The sequence below is a fragment of the Marinobacter halodurans genome (assembly GCF_004327985.1).
Lineage (GTDB): Bacteria > Pseudomonadota > Gammaproteobacteria > Pseudomonadales > Oleiphilaceae > Marinobacter_A > Marinobacter_A halodurans.
On record NZ_SJDL01000036.1, the window covers coordinates 12,896 to 33,755 of the forward strand.

16 protein-coding genes and 1 other RNA gene are annotated in these 20,860 nt (G+C 63.2%); 1 reads left to right on the forward strand and 16 read right to left on the reverse strand.

Annotated features, from left to right (window positions below):
- Nucleotides 1-19 precede the first annotated feature (19 nt).
- From EZI54_RS18580 to EZI54_RS18655, 16 genes are all read right to left on the reverse strand, one after another.
- Entirely contained in the window at nucleotides 20-2,824 is a 2,805-nt protein-coding gene (locus EZI54_RS18580; protein WP_131483383.1) for a tetratricopeptide repeat protein, read from the reverse strand.
- On the reverse strand, nucleotides 2,821-4,641 hold the full coding sequence (locus EZI54_RS18585; protein ID WP_131483384.1) for a tetratricopeptide repeat protein: 1,821 nt from the start codon (nucleotides 4,639-4,641) through the stop codon (nucleotides 2,821-2,823). The genes EZI54_RS18580 and EZI54_RS18585 overlap by 4 nt, the downstream gene beginning before the upstream one ends.
- 11 nt (nucleotides 4,642-4,652) lie before the next feature.
- Entirely contained in the window at nucleotides 4,653-5,150 is a 498-nt protein-coding gene (locus EZI54_RS18590; protein ID WP_131483385.1) for an AraC family transcriptional regulator, read from the reverse strand.
- Nucleotides 5,151-5,720: 570 nt separating this feature from the next.
- Nucleotides 5,721-6,899: a vWA domain-containing protein gene (locus EZI54_RS18595; RefSeq protein WP_131483386.1), complete on the reverse strand. Its 1,179-nt coding sequence runs from the start codon at nucleotides 6,897-6,899 to the stop codon at nucleotides 5,721-5,723.
- 27 nt (nucleotides 6,900-6,926) lie between these two features.
- Entirely contained in the window at nucleotides 6,927-7,769 is an 843-nt protein-coding gene (locus EZI54_RS18600) for an AAA family ATPase (RefSeq protein WP_131483387.1), read from the reverse strand.
- A gap of 67 nt (nucleotides 7,770-7,836) precedes the next feature.
- Nucleotides 7,837-10,428, reverse strand: a complete 2,592-nt coding sequence (locus tag EZI54_RS18605) for a VWA domain-containing protein (protein WP_165495802.1) — start codon at nucleotides 10,426-10,428, stop codon at nucleotides 7,837-7,839.
- Between the two features lie 251 nt (nucleotides 10,429-10,679).
- Nucleotides 10,680-11,048 (reverse strand): hypothetical protein, encoded by a 369-nt coding sequence (locus EZI54_RS18610; RefSeq protein WP_341352861.1) that lies wholly within the window; start codon nucleotides 11,046-11,048, stop codon nucleotides 10,680-10,682.
- On the reverse strand, nucleotides 11,049-11,495 hold the full coding sequence (locus EZI54_RS18615) for a YcgN family cysteine cluster protein (protein ID WP_131483389.1): 447 nt from the start codon (nucleotides 11,493-11,495) through the stop codon (nucleotides 11,049-11,051).
- A complete protein-coding gene (locus tag EZI54_RS18620) occupies nucleotides 11,495-11,779 on the reverse strand; it encodes a YcgL domain-containing protein (protein ID WP_131483390.1) in 285 nt (94 codons plus the stop codon). The genes EZI54_RS18615 and EZI54_RS18620 overlap by 1 nt, the downstream gene beginning before the upstream one ends.
- Complete coding sequence (rnd, locus tag EZI54_RS18625; RefSeq protein ID WP_131483391.1) at nucleotides 11,776-12,900, reverse strand: ribonuclease D; 1,125 nt, start codon at nucleotides 12,898-12,900, stop codon at nucleotides 11,776-11,778. The genes EZI54_RS18620 and rnd overlap by 4 nt, the downstream gene beginning before the upstream one ends.
- A 43-nt stretch (nucleotides 12,901-12,943) precedes the next feature.
- On the reverse strand, nucleotides 12,944-13,546 hold the full coding sequence (gene recR / locus EZI54_RS18630) for a recombination mediator RecR (RefSeq protein ID WP_131483392.1): 603 nt from the start codon (nucleotides 13,544-13,546) through the stop codon (nucleotides 12,944-12,946).
- 42 nt (nucleotides 13,547-13,588) lie between these two features.
- Nucleotides 13,589-13,912: a YbaB/EbfC family nucleoid-associated protein gene (locus EZI54_RS18635; protein WP_131483393.1), complete on the reverse strand. Its 324-nt coding sequence runs from the start codon at nucleotides 13,910-13,912 to the stop codon at nucleotides 13,589-13,591.
- Nucleotides 13,913-14,043: 131 nt separating this feature from the next.
- Nucleotides 14,044-16,077 (reverse strand): DNA polymerase III subunit gamma/tau, encoded by a 2,034-nt coding sequence (gene dnaX, locus EZI54_RS18640; protein WP_131483394.1) that lies wholly within the window; start codon nucleotides 16,075-16,077, stop codon nucleotides 14,044-14,046.
- 184 nt (nucleotides 16,078-16,261) lie between these two features.
- Nucleotides 16,262-16,358, reverse strand: an RNA gene (gene ffs, locus EZI54_RS18645) — signal recognition particle sRNA small type.
- Nucleotides 16,359-16,448: 90 nt separating this feature from the next.
- Nucleotides 16,449-17,147, reverse strand: coding sequence for a 2OG-Fe(II) oxygenase (locus tag EZI54_RS18650; RefSeq protein ID WP_131483395.1), 699 nt, complete (start codon nucleotides 17,145-17,147; stop codon nucleotides 16,449-16,451).
- Nucleotides 17,148-17,251: 104 nt separating this feature from the next.
- The gene (locus tag EZI54_RS18655; RefSeq protein ID WP_131483396.1) at nucleotides 17,252-19,741 is read right to left on the reverse strand and encodes an acyl-CoA dehydrogenase; all 2,490 of its coding nucleotides are present in this window, start codon (nucleotides 19,739-19,741) and stop codon (nucleotides 17,252-17,254) included.
- 213 nt (nucleotides 19,742-19,954) lie between these two features.
- On the opposite strand from EZI54_RS18655, the gene EZI54_RS18660 reads away from it, so the two are divergent.
- The gene (locus EZI54_RS18660; RefSeq protein WP_131483397.1) at nucleotides 19,955-20,848 is read left to right on the forward strand and encodes a D-hexose-6-phosphate mutarotase; all 894 of its coding nucleotides are present in this window, start codon (nucleotides 19,955-19,957) and stop codon (nucleotides 20,846-20,848) included.
- Nucleotides 20,849-20,860 lie beyond the last annotated feature (12 nt).

Genomic DNA, 20,860 nt, shown 5'->3' on the forward strand with positions numbered 1-20,860 from the left:
CCGGACTCCCGCCAGGCCTCTACCGGGTGTCGGCGCGGGCATAATCCACCTCCCCTGTGGTCCAGTTGATCCACTCCGCATCCCGCTTGTAGCGGCCGGGGTACATCTGCCCCAGTACGTCGAGACTGCGACGCACCCACCGGTTGTAGACGCCATCGGCGATAAGCTGGTGATTGCGGGCGTGCAGGTCGATCGCCTTTTCCTCGAACGGATACGCCTGTTCTTCCAGCAACACGCCATACTGGGCCTGCTCCAGTTCATTGAGCGTGCCGGGGCGTTCAGAATCCATGATGTCCCGGGCCAGCTTGCGGAACAGCTCCGCCTCGCCATACAGCGCCTGGGAGCGGGCGGTATCATCGCCGAGCCTGCGGGCCTGGTCGTATCTCGCGACAGCGGCTTCCAGGGCACGGCGCTTGGCTTTCAGCGATGTTTTCAGTGGCAGGACAAGGGCGATGCCATTAAAGCGTTCAGCTTCCCGGTCGGCCAACACCAGCGCAGCGTTGGCCGCCCACGCCAGGGTCTCCGGGGAATGCCACTCGCTGGCGAGTTCCTGCTCCAGCAACGCCTGGCGCATGGCCGGCGCGGATGACGACGCCACGATGAGCTGATGGCGCAAACGCTGCTGACGTCCGTGTTCTTCGGCGTTGCCCGGCGCCGGCGCCTGGGCCAGGTAATCGCTGATGATCGCGTGTGCCCGCCCCGCATCCCCGGCGTCCAGCAACAGGTCGGCGGCCTGCAGGCGATCGTCCCAGGGCGCCGGGGCATTTTCGGCACGCTGGAGCAGTTCCTCCGCCGCCTGCGCCGGTTGCCCGGCCGAAGTGTAGGCCAGCACCAGTTTGCCGCTGACGCCTTCGGTCAGCTCCGCCCCGGGATAGTCGTGACGGAAGGCCTGCAACGCATCGATAGCCGGCTCCCACTGCGCCGACTCGAGCATCATCGTGGCAGCATCGTAACGGGCGTTCATGGCAATTTTCGCGTCCGGGGACACCGCCGGAATGCGTTGGAGGGAGGCAATGGCCTCTGCATTCTGGCCATTGGCCTCCTGCACCTCCGCCTGCCGGTAGATCGACCGGGCCAGTTGGTTCCGGGTTTCGGCGACCTCCGCCGCAGGCATCGGGCGGCTGTCCGACGCCGCCAGTGCCAGGGCCTGCCGGTAGGCCTGTTCCGCCTCGGGGTATTGACTGGTCTGGTAGGCAATCTGGCCCAGAACCAGATAGGCGGCTCGTTGGTCCTCCACCGCGGCCTGCCCGGATTCGGTGACCTGCAGCGCCTCCCGACGAGCCTCGGCGTCATTACCCGCGGCCAGCAACCGGTTCGCCAGGTCCGCCCGGGCTGGTGCTGCCCGTTGATCGTCCGGGAACACCCGGGCAAACCGGTCGACAGCTTCCGTCAGGGACTCGTCAGCGGCCGGTGATGGCTGCTTACGGTATTCCAGTACCGCCGCCCAGGCCGCATCCGCCGCGCCGCCGAAATCCGGGGCCTGGTAGCCGGCCTTCTCGAAGAAGGCCGTGGCCCGGTCACTGTTGCCGGCCTGGAGCCAGGCGTCCCCGGCCAGACGCCAGAAACGTCCGGCGTCTGTCGGGGTGCCCGCCTGCCCATTCACATCCCCCAGACGGCCGTAGTAGCGGCCGGCATCGGCAAAGCCCTTTGAGCCTGCCGCACCGGCTTTCCGGCCGGATGCATGGTAGAGCGCGTCGGCCACCTGCCCTGCCAGCTTCCGCCAGGTAACCTGCTCGCTTGCCGAAAGTGCGGCGTAGGCGGCTGGTGCGGCGTAAGCCTGTACGTAATCTTCCCGGGCCTGCCGGGCTTCCCGATCAAACCCGCCGGCCTCCCAGACTGCCACAATCTGGGCCCGCATGGCCGCCGCCCGGGGGTGTGCCGGATTCCGGTCGATAAAATGCCGGTTGACGGCAGCACTGTCGGCATAGCGTTGCTTGGCCAGGTAGTAATCCGCCAGTCGGTCGTAAAGGAGGTAGTCGTAGGCGCGCCCGCCTTCGCGAGCGAGCATCCGATCGAGGGTCCCGGCCCCGTCGCGCTGGGCGGCCATCAGCGCCAGGATGCGGAAGGTGTCGTTGACCAGGTCCTCGCTCCCACCGGCCAGTGCCGCGAAATTATCGGACCGGTCGCGATAGCCATCCAGCACCGCCAGGAACGTGTGACTGGCCCGCTCCCGGGCCTGCTGCTTGTACTGGCTCCAACCGAGCATGTACAGCGCCTTCTGCTGCAGCCCGGCGTTGTCACCACCGTCGATGACCCGCTGGTACGCCTGCTCGGCCTCGGCGTAGGCGCCGCGGGAAAACGCATCCTCGGCAATCCGGAAACGGGCCTCGGTAGCCAGCGAGGACTGCGGATACAGCCCCACCAGCTGCCGCAGTCGCTTGATGGACTGCTCGTCCTCGCCAATGAACGCGTAGGCCTTGGCAGTCTGGTAGAGCAGCTCGTCCAGGCGCCCCTGGTAGCGCCCTTCGCTGACGATCATCTCGTAGCTCTTCAGCGCTTCCCGGTAGATCACCGCTTCCTGCTGGGGCGTCAGCTCCAGGCTGGCGCCGGCCCGTGAATGCAAACTGGTGAGCCGGTGCAACGCGTCGATCCGCACTTCCGGTTCTTCCGCTTCCTCGAACAGCCGCTTGTAGCGCCGCGCCACTTCTTTCACGGAGATGGCCGGTAGCTGCTGGGAGGACATCTCCAGGAAGATCGGTCGCATCTCGCCGATGGTTTCGCCGTCCTCGCCCAGGTTCACCTGGAAACTGCCCTTGCCACCGGCGCCGTAACACCCCAGCGGCAGCAGCAGGCCCAGCAGGGTCACCATCAGCCGCCGGCTCACTGGTCACCTCCGGTCCTGCCGGATGCCGCGTTATTCAGTGCCAGGTGTTCATACAGGTGGGCCAATTGCTGCTCGCTGCGATCCAGGTGGGCATTCATTTGGGATGCCTGGTCGTCCAGGAACGCCATCAAGCGCTGGTCCAGTTGGTCACCCACCTGCTCGCGCATCGACTCTACCCGCATAATCAGCGACTGCGTTTGCGAACGGGCCGCTTTCACCCGGCTCAGCAGTTCGCGGAAACGCTCCGGGGTCCGGTTCAATTCGCTGTCAAACCGCTTGTAGGCGGTTTTGGCCGCATCCAGCGAGCCTGAAATCGAAGCCAGATGGCTGGCGTGCTCCCGCCGGGCACGGTCAAACCCTTCCTGGGCCTTCCAGGTCAGCACCCCTTCCAGGCGATCCAGCCGCGCCTGTTCTTCCGGTGTCAGGTTCTTTTGCGAGCGGATCCGGCGAATCCGGGCCAGTTTATCAGCGGTTTCGCCGGTCGCCAGATCCGCCACCTGCCCCTGTTCGCCGGCATCGTCAAGCCGGGCCTGCAGGGTTTGCAGTCGCTGGCTCAGCCGCTCGATACCCTCACCCACCCGGGCGATCCGGGCGCTGTTACCCTGGTGGGAGACCTGCTTGAGCCGCCCCTTCAACATGCCCTCAAAGACATCCAGGTCCGACAGGCGACGCTGCAACTGTCGTTCCATGCGGGTCAACCCGGCGACGTCCCTGACCGCCTGCTGGGCATCGGGGTGTTCCATGAAGTGTATGAGGTAGGCCAGCCGCGGCTGGGTCAGGGTTTTACTGTCGACCAGGAACCACTCCACGTCATCCCGGCCGGCGGAGCGGACCATTGCTTCATAGCCACCCTGTTCACGGACCTGCCCGCGCAGCGTGCGCAGGGTCACCAGTTCCCCTTCGAAAGCGGAAATGGCCGCCAGATAGGCTTCGCCGGCCTGGCCCAGGTAGCCGGATTCGTCGTAACCGCGCCCCATACCCAGCCAGGCGTCCGCCGCGCCGGGAAAACCCAGGGGGAATTTGCGGGCGCGGTGCCAGGACTGCATGGCGCTGCGGTAGTTGTCCTTGCGGGCCAGGGCCAGGCCATGAAGATAAAGGGCCTGTGGAGTGTAGTAGCCGTTCAGGGTCACCTTGTTGAGGAACGACAGCGCTTTATCCGGGTCGTCACTGCGCAGGGCCAGGTAGCCCGCGGTCACCTGGATACGCTGGAGCAGTTCCGGATAGTCGGTCGCGGCCTCATCACCCAGCATGGCGCGCGCAACCCGCAACGCAATCAGGCTGCGGGCGGTATCGCTATCCTGGCGGGCGTAGGCGGTCGCCAGATTCAGGTAGCCCATCGCCGTCCAATAGCCATCCGGGCTTTTCCCCAGGATCTGCCCGGCCCGATCGTAGGCTTCCGATTCGATGGCGGCCTCAGCCAACAGGTAGGCGGCCTCCAGGCCTTCAGCCTGGCGTGAACGCCGCACCAGGACGGTCAGGGCGTCGTAGGCGGCCTGGTTGTCACCCAGTTGAAGCTGGCTCCTGGCCAGGGCCAGCAACGCAGGGTCGGACAACGCCTGGCCGTCGCTCCGGACCGCCAGCAAGGCATCGCGGGCCTTCGCGGCAATCCCCATCCGGGCGTAGGCCTCGCCCCGCAGCATACCGGACTGCGGTGAGGTATCGTTCCAGATCTCATGCAACGCTCGATCGGCGTGACCGACCAGCAGCTCATAGCGCGCCACGTCCCGGATCCGGTCACTGCGATTCACGGCATCGGCCCGGGCCGGCCCCGTGGGCAGCATGGTGGCGGCGAAGACAAGCGACAGCACAGCTCTCATGCCGAACCGCCTCAATCCCACTGCTTGATGCGCATGGCCGGCTCGAAAGCGGGTGCCCGCGCGTCAATCACCAGCTCGTACTGGGCCTTGCCGGTGGCCTTCCGGATGGTGAAGCTGGCGTCCTTGCGGTAGTAGTGGTCGTTCGCGCCCTGCCCGTTGAACACCGCACTCAGTTCATGCTCGCCGGCCGCCAGGTTGCCGAGGTAGAGGCGTTGCACACCGCCCTGCTCGAGTGCCTTGCGTTCCCGTTCGCTGTACAGGTGGGACACCGCCGGATGGCCGTCGAGGGCCAGTTCTACGGAGTCGAGAACGAAATAGTCGCGGGCGTTGAAGGACAGATAGACCGCCACCTGGGTGTTGGCCGGGTTGAGGATGTCCTCTTCCAACTGGAATAGCGTGTGATTGAGAGCGGCAACATCCGCCTTGAGTGAGGCGATATCGTCACTGAGGGGTTCGGCCGCCAGCGCACCGGTGACCAGCAGGCCGGTGATCAGCAGGATAAGGCGCATCGGTAATCTCTCGATCGGTGTCCTGAAGGTTCACGGAGCCCAAAGACAGCAGGCTTTCGGTAACAAAGCGTAACACCGGCCCGCCCGCTGAAACGGTACCTGGATCACCAAATGAAAAGTCGAAGCGCCCGCCCAGGGACAAACTGTCGACAACATTTACACATACCCTTACAAAGAGTAGGCCGGTAAACAGTGAGGACGTGTAAAACTGGATTAGGAGGCTGTTTTTGATGTCTTTTTTTCAGGCTGGCAAAGCACGTGCTTTGATCGTATTGCGGTGTAATTCTTCGATGAAGGGTAAACCGTTCGATATGCCGAGCTTCGCCGATGCGCCTCAACCGCATCGGCTTTTTTTTGCTCTGCGATGCATGAATGCGCTAACAGGCAGGTGGGTTGGTACTGACGCAGGAAGCCCAACGGGGCAAGACAACAGGTCACCCCATCCTCGCCCGATTGTTTGTTGGGCTTCCTGCGTCAGCGCCAACCTACGAAGCGGAAGGGTAACCACAGTGTTTCCGGTGGCAGTTGCGCGCCGGGGATGGGAGCCTCGGCGCGCCACTGCCCGTCGGATTATTTGCTGAGGAACCGCATAGCCGATTCCAGCCCGTCAATGGTCAGCGGATACATGTGATCCCCAACCAACTGGCGGGTCATGCCGATGGAACCACCGGTTCCCCAGTAGTTCTCCGGCAACGGATTGAGCCAGACCACCTTGCGGAAATGGTCCTGCAGGCGCTGGAACCAGACCGCGCCGGCTTCCTCGTTCCAGTGCTCGATGGAGCCACCGGGATGGGATATCTCATACGGTGCCATGCTCGCGTCACCGACAAAGATCACCTTATAGTCCGGCGAGTACTTGTGGAGGATATCCCAGGTGCTGGTGGTCTCGTTGAGTCGCCGCACGTTGTTCGTCCACACGCTTTCATAGATGAAGTTGTGGAAGTAGAAGTACTCCATGTGCTTGAACTCAACGCGGGCGGCCGAGAACAGTTCCTCGCAGACGCGGATGTGCGGATCCATGGAACCGCCCACATCGAAGAACAGCAGGACCTTGACCGCATTGTGGCGCTCCGGAACCATTTTCAGGTCCAGGTAGCCGGCGTTTCGGGCCGTGGACCGAATCGTGTCGTCCATATCCAGTTGATCGGCGGCACCCTGTCGGGCAAATTTACGTAACCGTCTCAGCGCAACCTTGATGTTGCGGATACCCAGCGTGATGCTGTCATCCAGGTCCTTGAAGCCCCGCTTTTCCCAGACCTTGAGCGCCCGGCCATGACGTCCCTTCTCCTGGCCGATGCGGAAACCTTCCGGGTTGTAGCCGTGGGCCCCGAACGGCGAGGTGCCGCCGGTCCCGATCTGGCGGTTGCCGCCCTGGTGGCGCTCTTTCTGGTTTTCCAGGCGATCCTTGAAGGCATCGATCAGCTCCTGCAAACCACCGAGCGAATCAATCTTCGCCTTTTCCTCTTCTGACAACTGCTTCTCGAATTCCTTGCGCAGCCAGTCTTCCGGGATCAGCTGCTGTATCAGGTCGTCGAGATTTTCGATGCCGTCGAAGTAAGTGGTGAACGCCCGGTCAAACTTGTCGTAATGCCGCTCGTCCTTCACCAGGCACAGGCGTGCCAGGTAATAGAACTCCTCCATGTCGGCGAAGGCCAGACGGTGCTGCAGCGCGTCCACCAGATCGAGATACTCACGCAGGCTGGCCGGCACCCGGGCACGGCGGACCTCCATGAAAAAATCAATCAGCATAGTGTCCTCCTTACAGAGGCCGTCGGATCAGCTCCGGCGACGCGCCATGAAGGCCAGTTTCTGCAACAGGTGAACGTCCTGCTCGTTCTTGACCAGGGCACCATAGAGTGGCGGCAGCGCCGAGGAAGTGTCCTTTTCCTGCAACATCTTGGCGGACAGTTCGTCGGCCATCAGCAGCTTGAGCCAGTCCACCAGCTCGGAGGTGGACGGTTTTTTCTTCAGCCCGGGCACCTTGCGCACGTCGAAGAAGACTTCCAGGGCATCGCGCACGATCTGTTGCTGCACATTGGGGAAATGCACGTCGACGATGCTCTTCATCGTGTCGTGATCCGGGAAGCTGATGTAGTGGAAGAAGCAGCGGCGCAGGAAAGCGTCCGGCAACTCTTTCTCGTTGTTGCTGGTGATGACCACGATCGGCCGGCGCTCCGCCTTGACCACTTTCTGGGTCTCGTAGACGTAGAACTCCATGCGATCGAGTTCCAGCAGCAGGTCGTTGGGAAATTCGATGTCCGCCTTGTCGATCTCGTCGATCAACAGCACCACCTGCTCGTCCGCCTCGAACGCTTCCCACAGCTTGCCCTTGACGATGTAGTTGCTGATGTCGTGCACCTTGTCGTCACCGAGCTGGGAGTCGCGCAAGCGGGATACGGCATCGTATTCATAAAGCCCCTGCTGGGCCTTGGTGGTGGACTTGATGTGCCAGGTAATCAGCCTTGCGCCGACACCTTCAGCCAGCTCTTCGGCCAGCATGGTCTTGCCGGTGCCCGGCTCGCCCTTGATCAGTAGCGGGCGCTGCAGGGTGATGGCGGCGTTGACGGCCATCTGGAGGTCTTCGGTGGCAACGTATTTATCGGTACCCGTAAACTTCATGGTGTCTGTCCTTTTTCTGGGTCAGGTGTGGTTCTCACATGCCTGAGGAGCGCACAGGATCCCAACGTTATTCTGATTTTTTGTCGTCGGGATCCTCACCCTCCGAGTCACCTCGCTTGCGTTCCTCGTCTTCGAGGTCCGGCAGGTCGTCGATGTCGGAGAGGTCAAAATCTTCAAGGGAATAGTCGTCTTCCTCATCCTCCGTTCCCGCGGGATCGGCCAGGATGTCCTCATCCGCCGCGGCGAGGTCCGCCTCGTCCCGGCGGGCTTCTTCCAGGAAACGTTCGATATCGTCAGCCGTCTCGTCCGCTTCCCGGGGCAAGGCTCCGGGTTCCTCGTCGGTCGGCCACTCCTCGTCGGCGGCGGGGATTTCAGGCGGCTGTTCGTCCAGCGTCGGAATCTCCTCATCGACGTCCCCTGCCGTCGGTTCGGCGGTCTCGGAGGCCAACGGCGGCTCGGCCTCTTCCTCGGCAGCCGGCATCCCGTCCGGGGTCGGTTCCTCTGCGAGAGGGGGTTCCTCCTCGACCACCGGCGGTATTTCCGTTTCCTCTTCCGGCGCCTCCCCGGTCACCGCGTCGTCCGCGACGGCAACCGGAGGCTCTTCACTGTCCGCCTCGGGTTCCACCTGCTCTTCGGGCTCTTCATCCACTGCTGGCTCGGACGGCTCATCGGCATCTGCCCGGGCGTCCGGGTCCCCGTCAGCCTTGCTGCCCTTACGACGCGCACGGACGACGGCGAAAGCCATCGCGGCGATGGCCAACAGGCCGCCGCCCGCCCCCCAGGCCCATGCGGGAATACTCGCCAGCAACGATGCCTCCTCGGACTTCTGCGGTTCGGGTGCCGCCTTGGGCTCGGGTTCAGCCGCCGGCGCGGGTGAAGGCTCGGGCTCAGCCGGCGTCTCGACCTGCGATGTATCAATGGGCGGTGCTATCGCCGGCTCGGACGTCGCCGCTTCCGCGGGGGGCTCATCACCGGATTCGTCCGCTGTCGGTTCCTGCGCCGCCGGCTCGGGCGTAGCGGCAGCCTCGGACAACAACGGCTGCCCGGTCGTGGACGACTCCGGCGCGGTGCCGGCCGGCTGCTCATCGCCCGCCTGCGTCACCGTTTCGGCACTCAACGAGGTATAGGCCGCCTGGTCGCCGCCCTGACGGGGGAAGGTCGCGGTGAAGGCCGGCGGCGAATAATTCAGTGGCTGCCCGGAATCCGTGCTTCCCTGGAAACGCACACTGATTTGATAGTCACCGTCACCGGACGACGGTTTGATCACCTTACGCCAGACGCCGGCCTGCTCGTCGAACGGCACCTTATCGAACCCGGTATCGTCGCCCTGACCGGGCGCCTGGACCCGGACGCCGACCATCGTATTGTGGCGGTCCAGGTCCGGATGCTCCGGCCGGACTTCGAGCACATACTGGCTGTCACTGCCCTGGCCCTCACCTTCGACCGTCACGCTGACCGGCGGACGCAGGGTGATGCGGGCGCTGAACTGGCGGGCGAAGGTCTTGCCGTCTGCGACCAGTTTGAGATCGTAGGTGCCGGGTTCGCTGAGCTTGTCGATGGTATCCGAGTACACCCCATCGGCAGGCGGCGTCTCGCCCGACAGCCGCTTGGTTCCGGACCGGCCATCCTGGGTCGAGAGTGTCAGGGAGACATCCAGCACCCCCAGGAAATCCGGGTTGGTGATGGGCTTGTCGTGATCGTAGAAAGAGGCGTCGACCGACACCGGCTGGCCGGTGTAGAAGAAATTCGGCAGCGGCGACACCGCCATGCGCAGATCGCTGACCACCGTCACCCGGGATTGCGCCCCGAGTTCACCGTCAACCTGCCATTCGCCTTCGGCCGGCTTGTCGACCGTGATCAGGTCGTAGGCCTCTTCCGAATACCAGCGCACATTGTCCGGATGCCGGTCGTGGGTCACTCGCTTGCGATCGGGCGTCATCAGTGCCAGGGGCTGGTCGTCGCCCTCGTGAAAGATCAGTGCGGTGAATTCGTGAACGTCTTCGCTGATCCGGAAGCGTTTATTCTCGATCGGCACTTCCGGTTGCGGTGCGGCGGTATTGAGCGTTTCGGCGAAGACGCGGTTCAGGGCATCGGCATCCGGTGCCACCGAGAAAGTCCCCCCGGTCTCCACGGCAAGGCGTTCCAGCAGCGCCAGGTCGGCGTTGTCGGACAGCGCAATGGTGTGGATGGTCGCACCTCGCGAGCGGATGCGATCCACAACCTCGTCCAGGATGCGGTTACGCTCGCGGGCATTGACGGCGGCGTCCCGGGAAATGTCCACGACGCCATCGGTCAACAGGATGAAGTGGGTGTTGTCGAAACGACGATCGCCGTAGAAGTCGTCGCTGGCGACTTCCAGGGCCTCGCCGATATTGGTCCGTAACGCGACCGAATTGATCTCAGGGGACCGCTTGACGGCCATCTCGCGCCACTTTGGCGTGACCTCGCCCGACGGCACCAGCATGTTGACGTACTGGCCGAACGTCCACACGCCACCACGGGCGTCGTCCGGCAACATCCGGGCCAGCAGGCGGACGGCCGGCCGGCGCAGGTTGTTCGGGTCGCTGTCCTTCATGCTCCCGGAGATATCCACCACAATGCGGACATCCTGGGGTTCCGGCAACGCCGGCGACTTGGCCCCATCGGCCGACTGGGCCATCGCCCGGGAAGCCTGAAAACCAAACAGAACCAATAAGAGGAAAAGCAGAGAGCGGGGCCAGTGAGCTGTCATCATAGGGGATTAAACTGTCGCGCCGATTAACGTGTCTGACGGAGGTTAGCGCAAGCAGGGCCGCCCCGAAAAGCGGTTTCACCTGCCCAGGGCCTGGAACGCGTTACGATTTCCCGCCCCGGACCAACGTTCTCCGATACCAAAAGACGTACAGGCGGCGCCTCTGATGCCGGCAGGACTCAGGCCTCCCGGCGCCAGATCCGGACCCGAACCAGGTCCAGTATCCATACGATCAGGACACAACCGCCGACCAACACCATGTTGGAAAAGGCGCGGGCAGCCTCGCCAGCGTCGCCGAGTATGGATTCATAGCCTCCATGCAACCAGGCCGGAATCCACCAGTTGGCCGCCTCGGTGGATTCCACCGGCGTCAGCAGCAATACGGCGAAGGCGGCCAGGATCAGGGTTCGAATGCCGTACACCGGGATGATGCGCAGCATGCGCGACATCAGGAAAAAGAAAATCAGAAAGCCAACGGCATAGAGCGCCCAGAATATCAGGTAGGCCGCCTGGGCCTGCGAGTCCATCTGAATTGGTAAATCGATCACTTAAAGCACCCAATGAATGATGTGTTCTTCCCAGTCCGCTTCCGGCACGCTGGCGTTGGAAACGGTGCGGTGGCGCACGGAAACCTGGGCCCGATGGACACTGTCAGGATCACCGGATACCAGAGGATGCCACTCCGGCAACGGTTTGTCCTCCGCCAGCAGGCGGTAGGCGCAGGTCTGCGGCAGCCAGTGGAAATCGCCCACGCTGTCCGGAGTCAGGACAATGCAATCCGGCACCTTTTCCTGGCGCCGGCTGTAGACCGTGCACTGGCAGCTGTCGCCGTCCATGTATTCGCAGGCCAGATCGGTGTAGTACACCTCGCCCGTGTCCTCGTCCTCGAGTTTGGTCAGGCAGCACTTGCCACAGCCGTCGCAGAGCGATTCCCACTCTTCACGCGTCATCTCGTGAAAGTGCTTACGTTGCCAGAAAGGGATCGCCGCGATCATTACTCTTTCTTCAGCTTTTGCTTGAACTCAACGATGTAATCGTCCTGCTCCTGGGGCATCTGCAGGTAGAAGTCCTTTTCCTCGATGGCCGAGAGCACCTCTTCGCCGGTGGCGCGCGCCAGCTTGCGGTCCGGGGTCAGAAGCAGGTCCATGGTGTGCTGCGGCGTCCCGAAGATGCTGCGCAGTCCCTCCGGCAACTCGTCCCAGACCTGGTTGCGACGGACAAACAGGTAGGTGTCGGCTTTCTTGCTGCTGCGGAATACGGATACAAACTGCCGGTTCATTCGCTCAATACTCTCGATACGTCGTCCAGGACGGGCGCCAGCATTTCACCGCGCCATCCCTCCGTGAAAAAACGGGCCGCGTCGTCATCGCTGTGCCAGCGGCGGATACAGGCCTCAATGCGCTTGCGCGGGGCCACCAGTTCGATCGGCACGTCGCTCGCTTCCGCCTCGTGCCGGAACAGTCGCTTGACCTGTTTGAACAGTCCCTGCTCCTCGCGGGTCAACGGCGTCTCAATTCTATCAGCAATGTCACCGGAGGATCTGCCACGCTCGACGCAGGCCAGCAATATCTCACCGTAGCGACGCACCACCACCGGAGGCACGTCCTCGATGGCGCCCAGCGCGCCCTTGCTCTCCGGCAGGCGCTCGGCGATGCGGATCAGCGCGGCATCGGACAGGACGCGGTTGCGAGGCCTGTCGCGCAGTCGGCATTCCTGTTCGCGCCAGGCTGCCAGCTCCCGGAGGACCGCCTGCTGACGCGGCTTGAGCTGCCAGCCGCCGCGTATTTTCAGGTAGTACTCCTGCGGCTCGCCCTGGTGGGCCAGATCCCTGGCGAATCGCTCGTTTTCTTCCAGCCAGGCGCTGTAGAAGCCCCGCTTTTCCAGCAACGCCTTGAGGTGCTCGAACATCGGCTCCAGGTAGCGGATATCCTCCAGGGCGTACTGGCACTGTGCGTCCGTCAGCGGCCTCGCCAGCCAGTCCGAACGGGTCGCGGACTTGTCGACGGTCACGTTGAACAGCGTTTCCACCAGCTTGGCGTAACCGACCGAAAAGCCCAGCCCGGCGAGGGCACAGGCCAGTTGCAGATCGAGCACAGCCCGGGGCTCGAGATCCAGCCAGTGCCGGAACAGTTCCATGTCCTCGCTCATGGCATACAGCAACTTGGGCCGCTCCGTGCCTGCCAGGCATTCACGGAAAGCCTGCGACGCCTCCGCCACGGCGGGTTCCACCAGTCGCAGGTCGTCGCCGAGGCCCAACTGCACCAGCCCCGGGATCGGGAAAAAGGTGCTGACCCGCTCGAACTCGGTGTCCAGGGCCAGCGGGCGATCCGGCGCCTGCGCCAGCCAGTTGTCGAGTTCGTCGGGCGTTTCCAGCCAGCGCACGGTGGGGGTATCGGTCATGAAGCTATCCAGGTTGAATGGGAGGCGTTTCGGGTGGAGGGAATCATTCGCTGAGTGGTTTGCGGCCGCGGAAGGCGTGGCCGAGGGTGAAGCCATCCACATACCCCAACTCACCGCCCACCGGTATGCCGTGAGCCAGCCGCGTGATCAGGACATTCTGACCATCCAGGCGGTCGGCGATGTAATGGGCCGTTGCCTCGCCCTCGACGGTCGGATTGGTGGCCAGGATCAACTCCGTCACCCCTTCATCGCGGATCCGGCGCAGCAGCTGCTCGATGCCGATCTCCTCGGGACCGATACCGTCAATCGGTGAGAGGTGCCCCATCAGCACGAAATAGCTGCCGTCGTAGTAGCCAGCCTGTTCGATCGCCAGCAGGTCGGATGGACTCTCCACCACGCACAGGGTGCCGGTGCGCCGCCTTTCATCGGCGCACAGGTTGCACAGGTCCGCATCGGCAAAATTCTGGCAGGATTGGCAACGCTGGACGCCGGCCATGGCGCCCTGCAACGCACTTGCCAGACGCTCACCACCACTGCGCCCGCGCTCCAGCAGGTGGAACGCCATGCGTTGTGCGGTTTTCTGGCCTACGCCGGGTAAACAGCGCAACGATTCAACAAGCTCATCAACCAGCGGACTGAAAGCCATCCGGATTCCTCTACTGCTTCTTCTATTATCAGGAGCGCAAGACTAAAACGGCATCTTGAAGCCCGGTGGCACGCCCATCTCGGAGGCCATACCGGACATGCGCTCCTTCTGATGCTCTTCCACGCGGCGTACGGCATCGTTCACCGCGGCTGCCAGCAGGTCCTCCAGGATTTCCTTGTCCTCCGTCAGCAGGGACGGGTCGATGTCGACCTTGCTCACGTCGTGACGACCGTTCATGGTGACCTTCACCAGCCCGGCACCGGACTCTCCGGTCACCTCGGCTTTCGCCACCTCTTCCTGCACTCGCTTGAACTCGTCCTGCATCTGCTGGGCCTGTTTCATCAGGTCGCCCATACCTTTAAACATGAGTAGCACCTCGGTCATGAATTTGGGATCAAAGCCCCTTACCCTGACGGCGTTGTGCGGCTTTCCGGCAGGAATTCAACCCTGCCCGCGCATGTTTTCAAACGTTCGTCAGTGACTTCTTGGACAGCCGCCTATTTCACCGGTTCGATGCTGCCGTCCACGATCGCGCCGTCAAAGCGCTGCATGATCGATTGTACGATCGGATCACCGGCAATCGATGACTCCGCCGCACGCTGGCGGGCAATACGGGCACGTTCGGCGAACGCAGCCGGCGTTGCCTCGCCGGGTTCGCCCTCCTGCAACGTCACCCTGACGGTTTCACCGAAGAAGGTACCCAGCGCTTCGGTGATCCGGGTGACGTGCCGATCGTTCAGTAATCGCGCGTGGCCACTGTCGAGCGTCAGCACCACGTCGGTGCCGTTCTTCTTGAAGGCCGCCTGGCTGGCCAAGTTACCGGCCATGCCGCTCAGGCCCAGGGCGCGGAAATCCCGCTGCCATTCAAAGCTCGCCGGGTCGGCCGTTTCCTGCGGTTCCTGGACCGGACCGGCCGGTGTTTCGGCGACAGGCGCCGGTTTGTCTTCTGCGGCCGGCATCGGGGGCGACGGCTGCGCTGATGCCTGGGGCTGCGGTTCCGGCTCCGGAGTCACCTCACCCGTCCCGGCCTCTGCCGGACGCTCCGATGGCAATGGTGGTTCATTGGGCACATCAACATCCATCTCGCCATCGGCCGTCAGGGATGGATCGTCGTAGGCGCTCAGCGGGACGGATTCCTCCGGCTGCCGCGGGGGAACCTGTGCCGGCTCCGGCTCGCTGGCAACCTGAGATTCAGGTTCAGGCTCATGCGCCGGCGGCACGGGAGAGGACCCCGAAGGTTCCGCCTGCTCGGCGGCTTCTTGAACGGCGGACGTTTCCGGGTCCGCGGCAGGCGCCGGCTCAGGCGCTATTTCCGCCGTGGCAGCCGCTACAGCCAATTCGGGGGCAGGCGTTGCCGGCGCAGGTTCGGGATCGTCCCCGGGGGCGCCGGCGCTGCCCGCTTCACGGCGCTCGCTACTCTGCACCACCGGCGGATCGCGACGATCAGCACCCGGACGGAACGTCAGCATCCGCAGCAGCGCCATTTCGAAGCCCATGCGGGCGTCCGGTGTAATAGCCAGGTCTTTGCGCCCCACCAGGGCGGCCTGATAGAACAGCTGGGCATCCTCGGCGCTCAACTGCCGTGCCATCGCCTTGACGTGCTCCGCATCACCCATGGCGTTGTCGGCGCTGCCGGGGACGACCTGCTCGAGGGTGACCCGATGGAACAGCGACAGCAGATCGCTGAGGATGACGCTGTAGTCCGGCGCAAACTCGGCAATCCGGTGGATTTCGGAGAGCATCGCCGGACCATCGCTGCGCACCAGTGCATCCACGATCCGATGAATGTCCCGTTGATCGATCGTGCCCAGCATGGCGCTGACATCGCTGGCCGCCAGCTTCTGGTTGCCAAAGGCGATGGCCTGGTCGGTCAGGCTCAGGGCGTCCCGCATACTACCGTCGGCAGCGCGGGCCAGCAGCCACAGTGCCGGCTCCTCGTAGGGAATGCCCTCCTCGGTCAGCACGTAGTTCAGGTGGCCGACGATATGCTCCGGCGTCATCCGCTTGAGATTGAACTGCAGACAGCGTGACAGGATGGTCACCGGCAGCTTCTGCGGATCGGTGGTCGCAAACAGGAATTTGACGTGATCGGGCGGCTCTTCCAGTGTCTTCAACAGGGCGTTGAAACTGGAGTTGGAGAGCATGTGGACTTCGTCGATCAGGTAGATCTTGAAGCGGCCCCGGGTCGGCGCGTACTGGACGTTGTCCAGCAGCTCGCGCATGTCCTCGACCTTGGTACGGGAAGCGGCGTCGATTTCGATGAGGTCCACAAACCGGCCACCCAGGATTTCCTGGCAGCTGTCACACTCACCGCACGGGGATGACGTAATCCCGGTCTCGCAGTTCAGGCAGCGGGCCAGGAGCCGACCGATGGTGGTCTTCCCCACCCCGCGGGTCCCGGTGAATAGATAGGCATGGTGCAGGCGCTCATGGTCCAGCGCGTGAACCAGGGCCTTGAGCACATGCTCCTGCCCCACCATGTCCTGAAACGTTTTTGGCCGCCATTTTCGGGCCAGAACCTGATAGCTCATCGAATGCGTCACGTCCCGTTCAAACCGGGCTTAACGATAGCATGGACAGCCGGTGATAAGAAGGAAACCGCTCGCGAATACCGCCCACGCCGAGGTCACGTGCATATAGCGTAGCCCGCTGATTTGAATGGACTTTAATCAAAAAACGATCGGGGATGTTCATGAGGGAGGAAACTGGGGGTGACTCCACCAGCGACACTCCGGCACCCAAGTCCACCGCTGCGGCTGCTCCCTTCCGGGCCTGACCGGGTTCACGGTTTATTGTTGCGGAGGCACCGGCGGAGCCACCATAACGATCCGGTATTGCCCCGGATGCGGCGCGCATCTTAGCAGGCCGCACCGGCGGCATCAACGCCTTTTTAAAGATGGATTTACAGGGCAATGCCCTGGATCGGATCCCGGCGGAACCAGCAGGCGATGCTGTAGCGGGTCCGCTGGGCCGCGAGCACTTCGTGGGGAATGTCTTCGCTGACGAAAAGCGCCACGCGTCCAGCCTCCGGCAGCACCTGACCGCAGACTTCATCGGGGTTTTCCGGGTTGAAGATCTGCAACTGACCGCCGTCGGCCGCCTGCCAGCCTTCGTTGAGGTACAGCACCAGGCTGATGATGCGTGATGAACGGCCGCGAAAACTGTCCACGTGGCACCGGTAGAAATCACCCGGCTCGTAGGTCGCGTAATGGGCCTCGAAACGCTTCAATCCCAGGAACAGGCGCTGGTTCAGGCCATCCTGGATGGATTGGAAAAGGGCATACAACCGGCCTTGAGGCCCGGTCTCGCCATTAAGCCAGGCAATCCGGTCGCGGCGGACCGAGCGGTCGTGGGTGTGATCCTTACCCCGGCCGACACCCGCCGTGTCCAGCGCTTGCGAGCGGTGAAGCGTTTGCACTTCACTGCGCAGCTCCCCCATCAGGCCTTCCGGAATCAGCGGCAGGACGGACTGGCTGGTCCAGCCGAACTCTGACAGCTCATCGCATACGTTATCCAGCCACCGATCGAGAACCGTCGGAGCAGCTGGCTGTGGCTGCGCAAGATCGACCGCGGCCGCGGTATCGAAGGGAACGGAGGGCATAGCGATTCCTCAATCAGTATGTCGGCAGTCTACGTCGAAACCACCACCATCGCCCTGTTTTTTTCACCCGGCCGGATAGGGAATGGCCCCTACCCGACTTTCTGTCATGGACGGGCGACTTCGCTGAGTTTGCCTTCCGAGCATTCCGCCAGGGCCTTGATGGCGTCGCCGTCGAAGGCGTCCACGCGGATGACGTCGTACAGGGCGCTGAGCGCTTCGATCAGGGTGTCGCGCTCGTCCTCACGCACCACGTTTTTCTCGACCGCCCAATCCACCAGCTCGGAACGCTGGTGGGACATCAGCATCTCGATGTCCTGCAGCTCGTCCGGATCGGTCTTGCGGATGGCCTCGTTGAGGCGCTCGCGGGCGTCGCGGCAGGCGTTGGCCATGTTATAGGCATGCAGCACGCGGCCGACGGGATCGTCGGGATTCACCGGTTGGTAGACGCCACGTACGATCCGCTCGCGAACCGGCGCGTCCTTCACGATGGACAGCGCCACCTCTTCGCCCAGCCGGTCGTCCGGCACCTTCAGCCAGGCACCGATCGGGAACACCAGCCGCTTCAGGGGCCAGCGCAGGGCCGGCACCGGGAAGTTCTCGATCAGCGCCTTCATGGCGGTCTGGAAATCGTAGAGGCAGCGCTGCAACCCCCATTCGACCACCGGCCGATTGTCCGCCGGGTATCCCTCCTCGTGCCATTGCTTGATGATGGCCGAGGCGTAGTACAACGCCACCAGACAATCCGCCATGCGACCGGACAGACGCTGCCGGGCCTTCAGGCCGCCGCCGATGGCCAGCAGGGTCACGTCGGTCAGTACCGAGAAGGCCGACGAGAAGCGGGCCAACTGACGGTAATAGCGCTGCAGCCCGCCCCGGCCGGGGGTCGGCTCCAGCCGGCCGTGGCTGAGGCCCAGCACGAACGAGCGGAGGGCGTTGCGGGTGGTGTGCGCCATGTGGTCGAAGAAGACGTCATCAAAGGCACGAACAGCCTTGCGCTCGTCGTCCATGCCAGCGGCTTCGATCTCCCGGACGATGTACGGGTGGCAGCGTATGGCACCCTGGCCGAAGATCATCAGGCTGCGGGTCAGGATGTTGGCCCCCTCTACGGTGATGCCGATGGGCACCGCCTGATAGGCCCGGGCCAGGAAATTGCGCGGCCCGGTGATCACCCCACGACCGGCCACCACATCCATGGCGTGGTTGATCACCTGACGCATCAGATCGGTGTTGCGATACTTCAGCACCGCAGACGGCACCGACGGGCGTACGCCGCGATCCAGCATACCGGACGTCAGCAGCCGTCCGGCATCCATCATGTAGGTGTAGCCGGCGACGGGCTCCAGGGCTTCCTGCACGCCTTCGAAATGGCTGATGGAGCGACCGAACTGCTCGCGAATCCCGGCGTAGGCCCCGGTGGTCAGGCAGGCGAGCTTACCCGCCCCGGTGCCCAGTGCCGGCAGGGAAATCGAACGGCCGATGGACAGGCACTCCAGCAGCATGGTCCAGCCGCGACCCACCATGCCCTCGCCGCCAATGACCTGGGTCAGGGGGATAAAGACGTCCTCGCCCCAGGTCGGCCCATTCATGAAGACGGTGTTCATGGGCAGGTGTCGGGCGCCGTGATTCACGCCCTTGAGATCATGGGGAATCATGACACAGGTGACGCCCAGGTCTTCCTCGCCGCCCATCAGGCCTTCCGGATCGTAAACCTTGATGGCCAGGCCGATCAGCGTCGCCACCGGCGCCAGGGTGATGTAGCGTTTGTTCCAGGTGACCTTGAGGCCCAGCACCTCCTCGCCATTCCACTGGCCGCGACAGACGATGCCCTTGTCCGGGATGGCCCCGGCATCGGAACCGGCGACCGGCGAGGTCAGCGCGAAACAGGGCACCTCCTCCCCTTTCGCCAGGCGCGGCAGGTAATACTGCTTCTGTTCGTCGGTGCCGTAATGCATCAGCAGTTCGCCGGGGCCCAGGGAGTTGGGCACCATCACGGTCACTGCGGCAGATACGCTGCGCGTGGACACCTTCATCACGATTTCCGAGTGGGCGGTGGCGGAGAATCCCTTCCCCCCATACTCCTCGGGAATCACCAGCCCGAAGAACCCCTCCTTCTTGATAAACTCCCAGGCCTCCGGGGGTAAATCATAGAGTTCGTTGGTGATCTTCCAGTCATCCAGCATGCCGCAGAGTTCTTCCACCGGGCCATCGACAAAGGCCTGTTCGGCTTTGCTCAAGTGGGCGTGGGGGGCATCCAGCAATTTGTTCCAGTCGGGGCGGCCGGAAAACAGCTCGCCATCCCAATCGACACTGCCGGATTTCAGCGCTTCGGCTTCGGTATCCGACAGTGACGGCAGGCGATCACGCACCCACGCCAGCAGCGGCCGGCTCAGGCTATTGCGACGCAGCCCCCCGGGGAAGACGAGTATCAGTGCGAGGGCAAGGAAGACACCGCCAAACAGGATGCTCAGGACATGCCAGTGGTCCTCGAACATGCCAAACAGCGTGGCCAGTGTCATCACGACACCGGCGACGGTACCGCCGATACCGAAATAAAGCAGGACTAACGCACTGATCAGTAGAAACAGGACACTCATGCAGGCTCCTCCATTTACCGACACGGTACAGAATGATGGGTCCGGAGGCGCCCCTGGTCCATGCCGCCTCATTTTCCTCTGCGGGGGGCTGGCCAGGAACCGGACGCGGACACTATGATCACAAAATCATAGAAGACACAAACCAAATAACGAGCCACCCGGCATGGGGAAGCCAACGGCCCTCCATCATAGGCGTCAAAAGGAACAAACTGGATGACTTCAAGCAAATCCGATGCACTTTTCACTGCCCGCACCACCCAAGGCGACCTGGACGCCATTGAAGTCACCCACCCCCGATTCTCCGCCCGCATCTTTCTGCAGGGTGCCCACCTGACCCATTTTGCCCCCAAGGGCGAAGATAATTGGCTCTGGATGAGCCCGGACGCCCGATTCAAGCACGGGCACGCCATCCGCGGCGGCATTCCCGTCTGCTGGCCCTGGTTCGGCGACCCACAGCGAAACCCGGATCCCGTCGCACAACGGGCGCAGGCGGATCTGGCCCATGGCTTCGCCCGCACGAGCCTCTGGACCCTGGCCGACATCCGCGAGTCGGAAAAGGATGTGGAGATCAGCCTGACGCTGGATGCAGCCAAGTGCGGCGATATTGGCCGCGACTGGCCGTTGCTGGCGCGCATCACCTTCCGCTTTAACGCCGGGCATTGCCAGATCCTGCTGACCACCCACAACTCCGGCCCATCTCCGGTGGAATACACGGAAGCGCTCCACACCTATTTTCCGACGCTCGACGTCACCCGAAGTTTCCTCAGCGGCCTGGAGCAGGCACACTACATCGACACGATCCACGACTGGCAGGAAATCCAGCAGGACGGCGATGTCCGGTTCCGTGGCGAGACCGACCGCATCTATCAGCGAGGCGGCCCCATTCTGGTGCATACCCCCAACCAGGTTACCCGGATCGAAACCCAGGGCAGCGAGTCCACCGTGGTCTGGAACCCGGGTCCCGAGAAGGCCAGGCGATTGTCGGATTTTCCGGATGACGGCTGGAAAACCATGCTTTGCGTCGAAACCGCCAATGCATGGCCTCACTTTATCCGTTTAATGAAGGGTGAGAGCCACACCACGGAACTGGTGCTGTCACGTTGTTAAACAGAAAGGCAC

Coding starts and splice junctions, on each gene's coding strand:
- EZI54_RS18620 (WP_131483390.1), bottom strand. CDS start 11,779: ATGAACCGGCAGTTTGTATCCGTATTCCGCAGCAGCAAGAAAGCCGAC.
- dnaX (WP_131483394.1), bottom strand. CDS start 16,077: ATGAGCTATCAGGTTCTGGCCCGAAAATGGCGGCCAAAAACGTTTCAG.
- EZI54_RS18615 (WP_131483389.1), bottom strand. CDS start 11,495: ATGATCGCGGCGATCCCTTTCTGGCAACGTAAGCACTTTCACGAGATG.
- rnd (WP_131483391.1), bottom strand. CDS start 12,900: ATGACCGATACCCCCACCGTGCGCTGGCTGGAAACGCCCGACGAACTC.
- EZI54_RS18585 (WP_131483384.1), bottom strand. CDS start 4,641: ATGAGAGCTGTGCTGTCGCTTGTCTTCGCCGCCACCATGCTGCCCACG.
- EZI54_RS18605 (WP_165495802.1), bottom strand. CDS start 10,428: ATGGCCCAGTCGGCCGATGGGGCCAAGTCGCCGGCGTTGCCGGAACCC.
- EZI54_RS18650 (WP_131483395.1), bottom strand. CDS start 17,147: ATGCCCTCCGTTCCCTTCGATACCGCGGCCGCGGTCGATCTTGCGCAG.
- EZI54_RS18590 (WP_131483385.1), bottom strand. CDS start 5,150: ATGCGCCTTATCCTGCTGATCACCGGCCTGCTGGTCACCGGTGCGCTG.
- EZI54_RS18595 (WP_131483386.1), bottom strand. CDS start 6,899: ATGCTGATTGATTTTTTCATGGAGGTCCGCCGTGCCCGGGTGCCGGCC.
- EZI54_RS18655 (WP_131483396.1), bottom strand. CDS start 19,741: ATGAGTGTCCTGTTTCTACTGATCAGTGCGTTAGTCCTGCTTTATTTC.
- recR (WP_131483392.1), bottom strand. CDS start 13,546: ATGGCTTTCAGTCCGCTGGTTGATGAGCTTGTTGAATCGTTGCGCTGT.
- EZI54_RS18635 (WP_131483393.1), bottom strand. CDS start 13,912: ATGTTTAAAGGTATGGGCGACCTGATGAAACAGGCCCAGCAGATGCAG.
- EZI54_RS18660 (WP_131483397.1), top strand. CDS start 19,955: ATGACTTCAAGCAAATCCGATGCACTTTTCACTGCCCGCACCACCCAA.
- EZI54_RS18600 (WP_131483387.1), bottom strand. CDS start 7,769: ATGAAGTTTACGGGTACCGATAAATACGTTGCCACCGAAGACCTCCAG.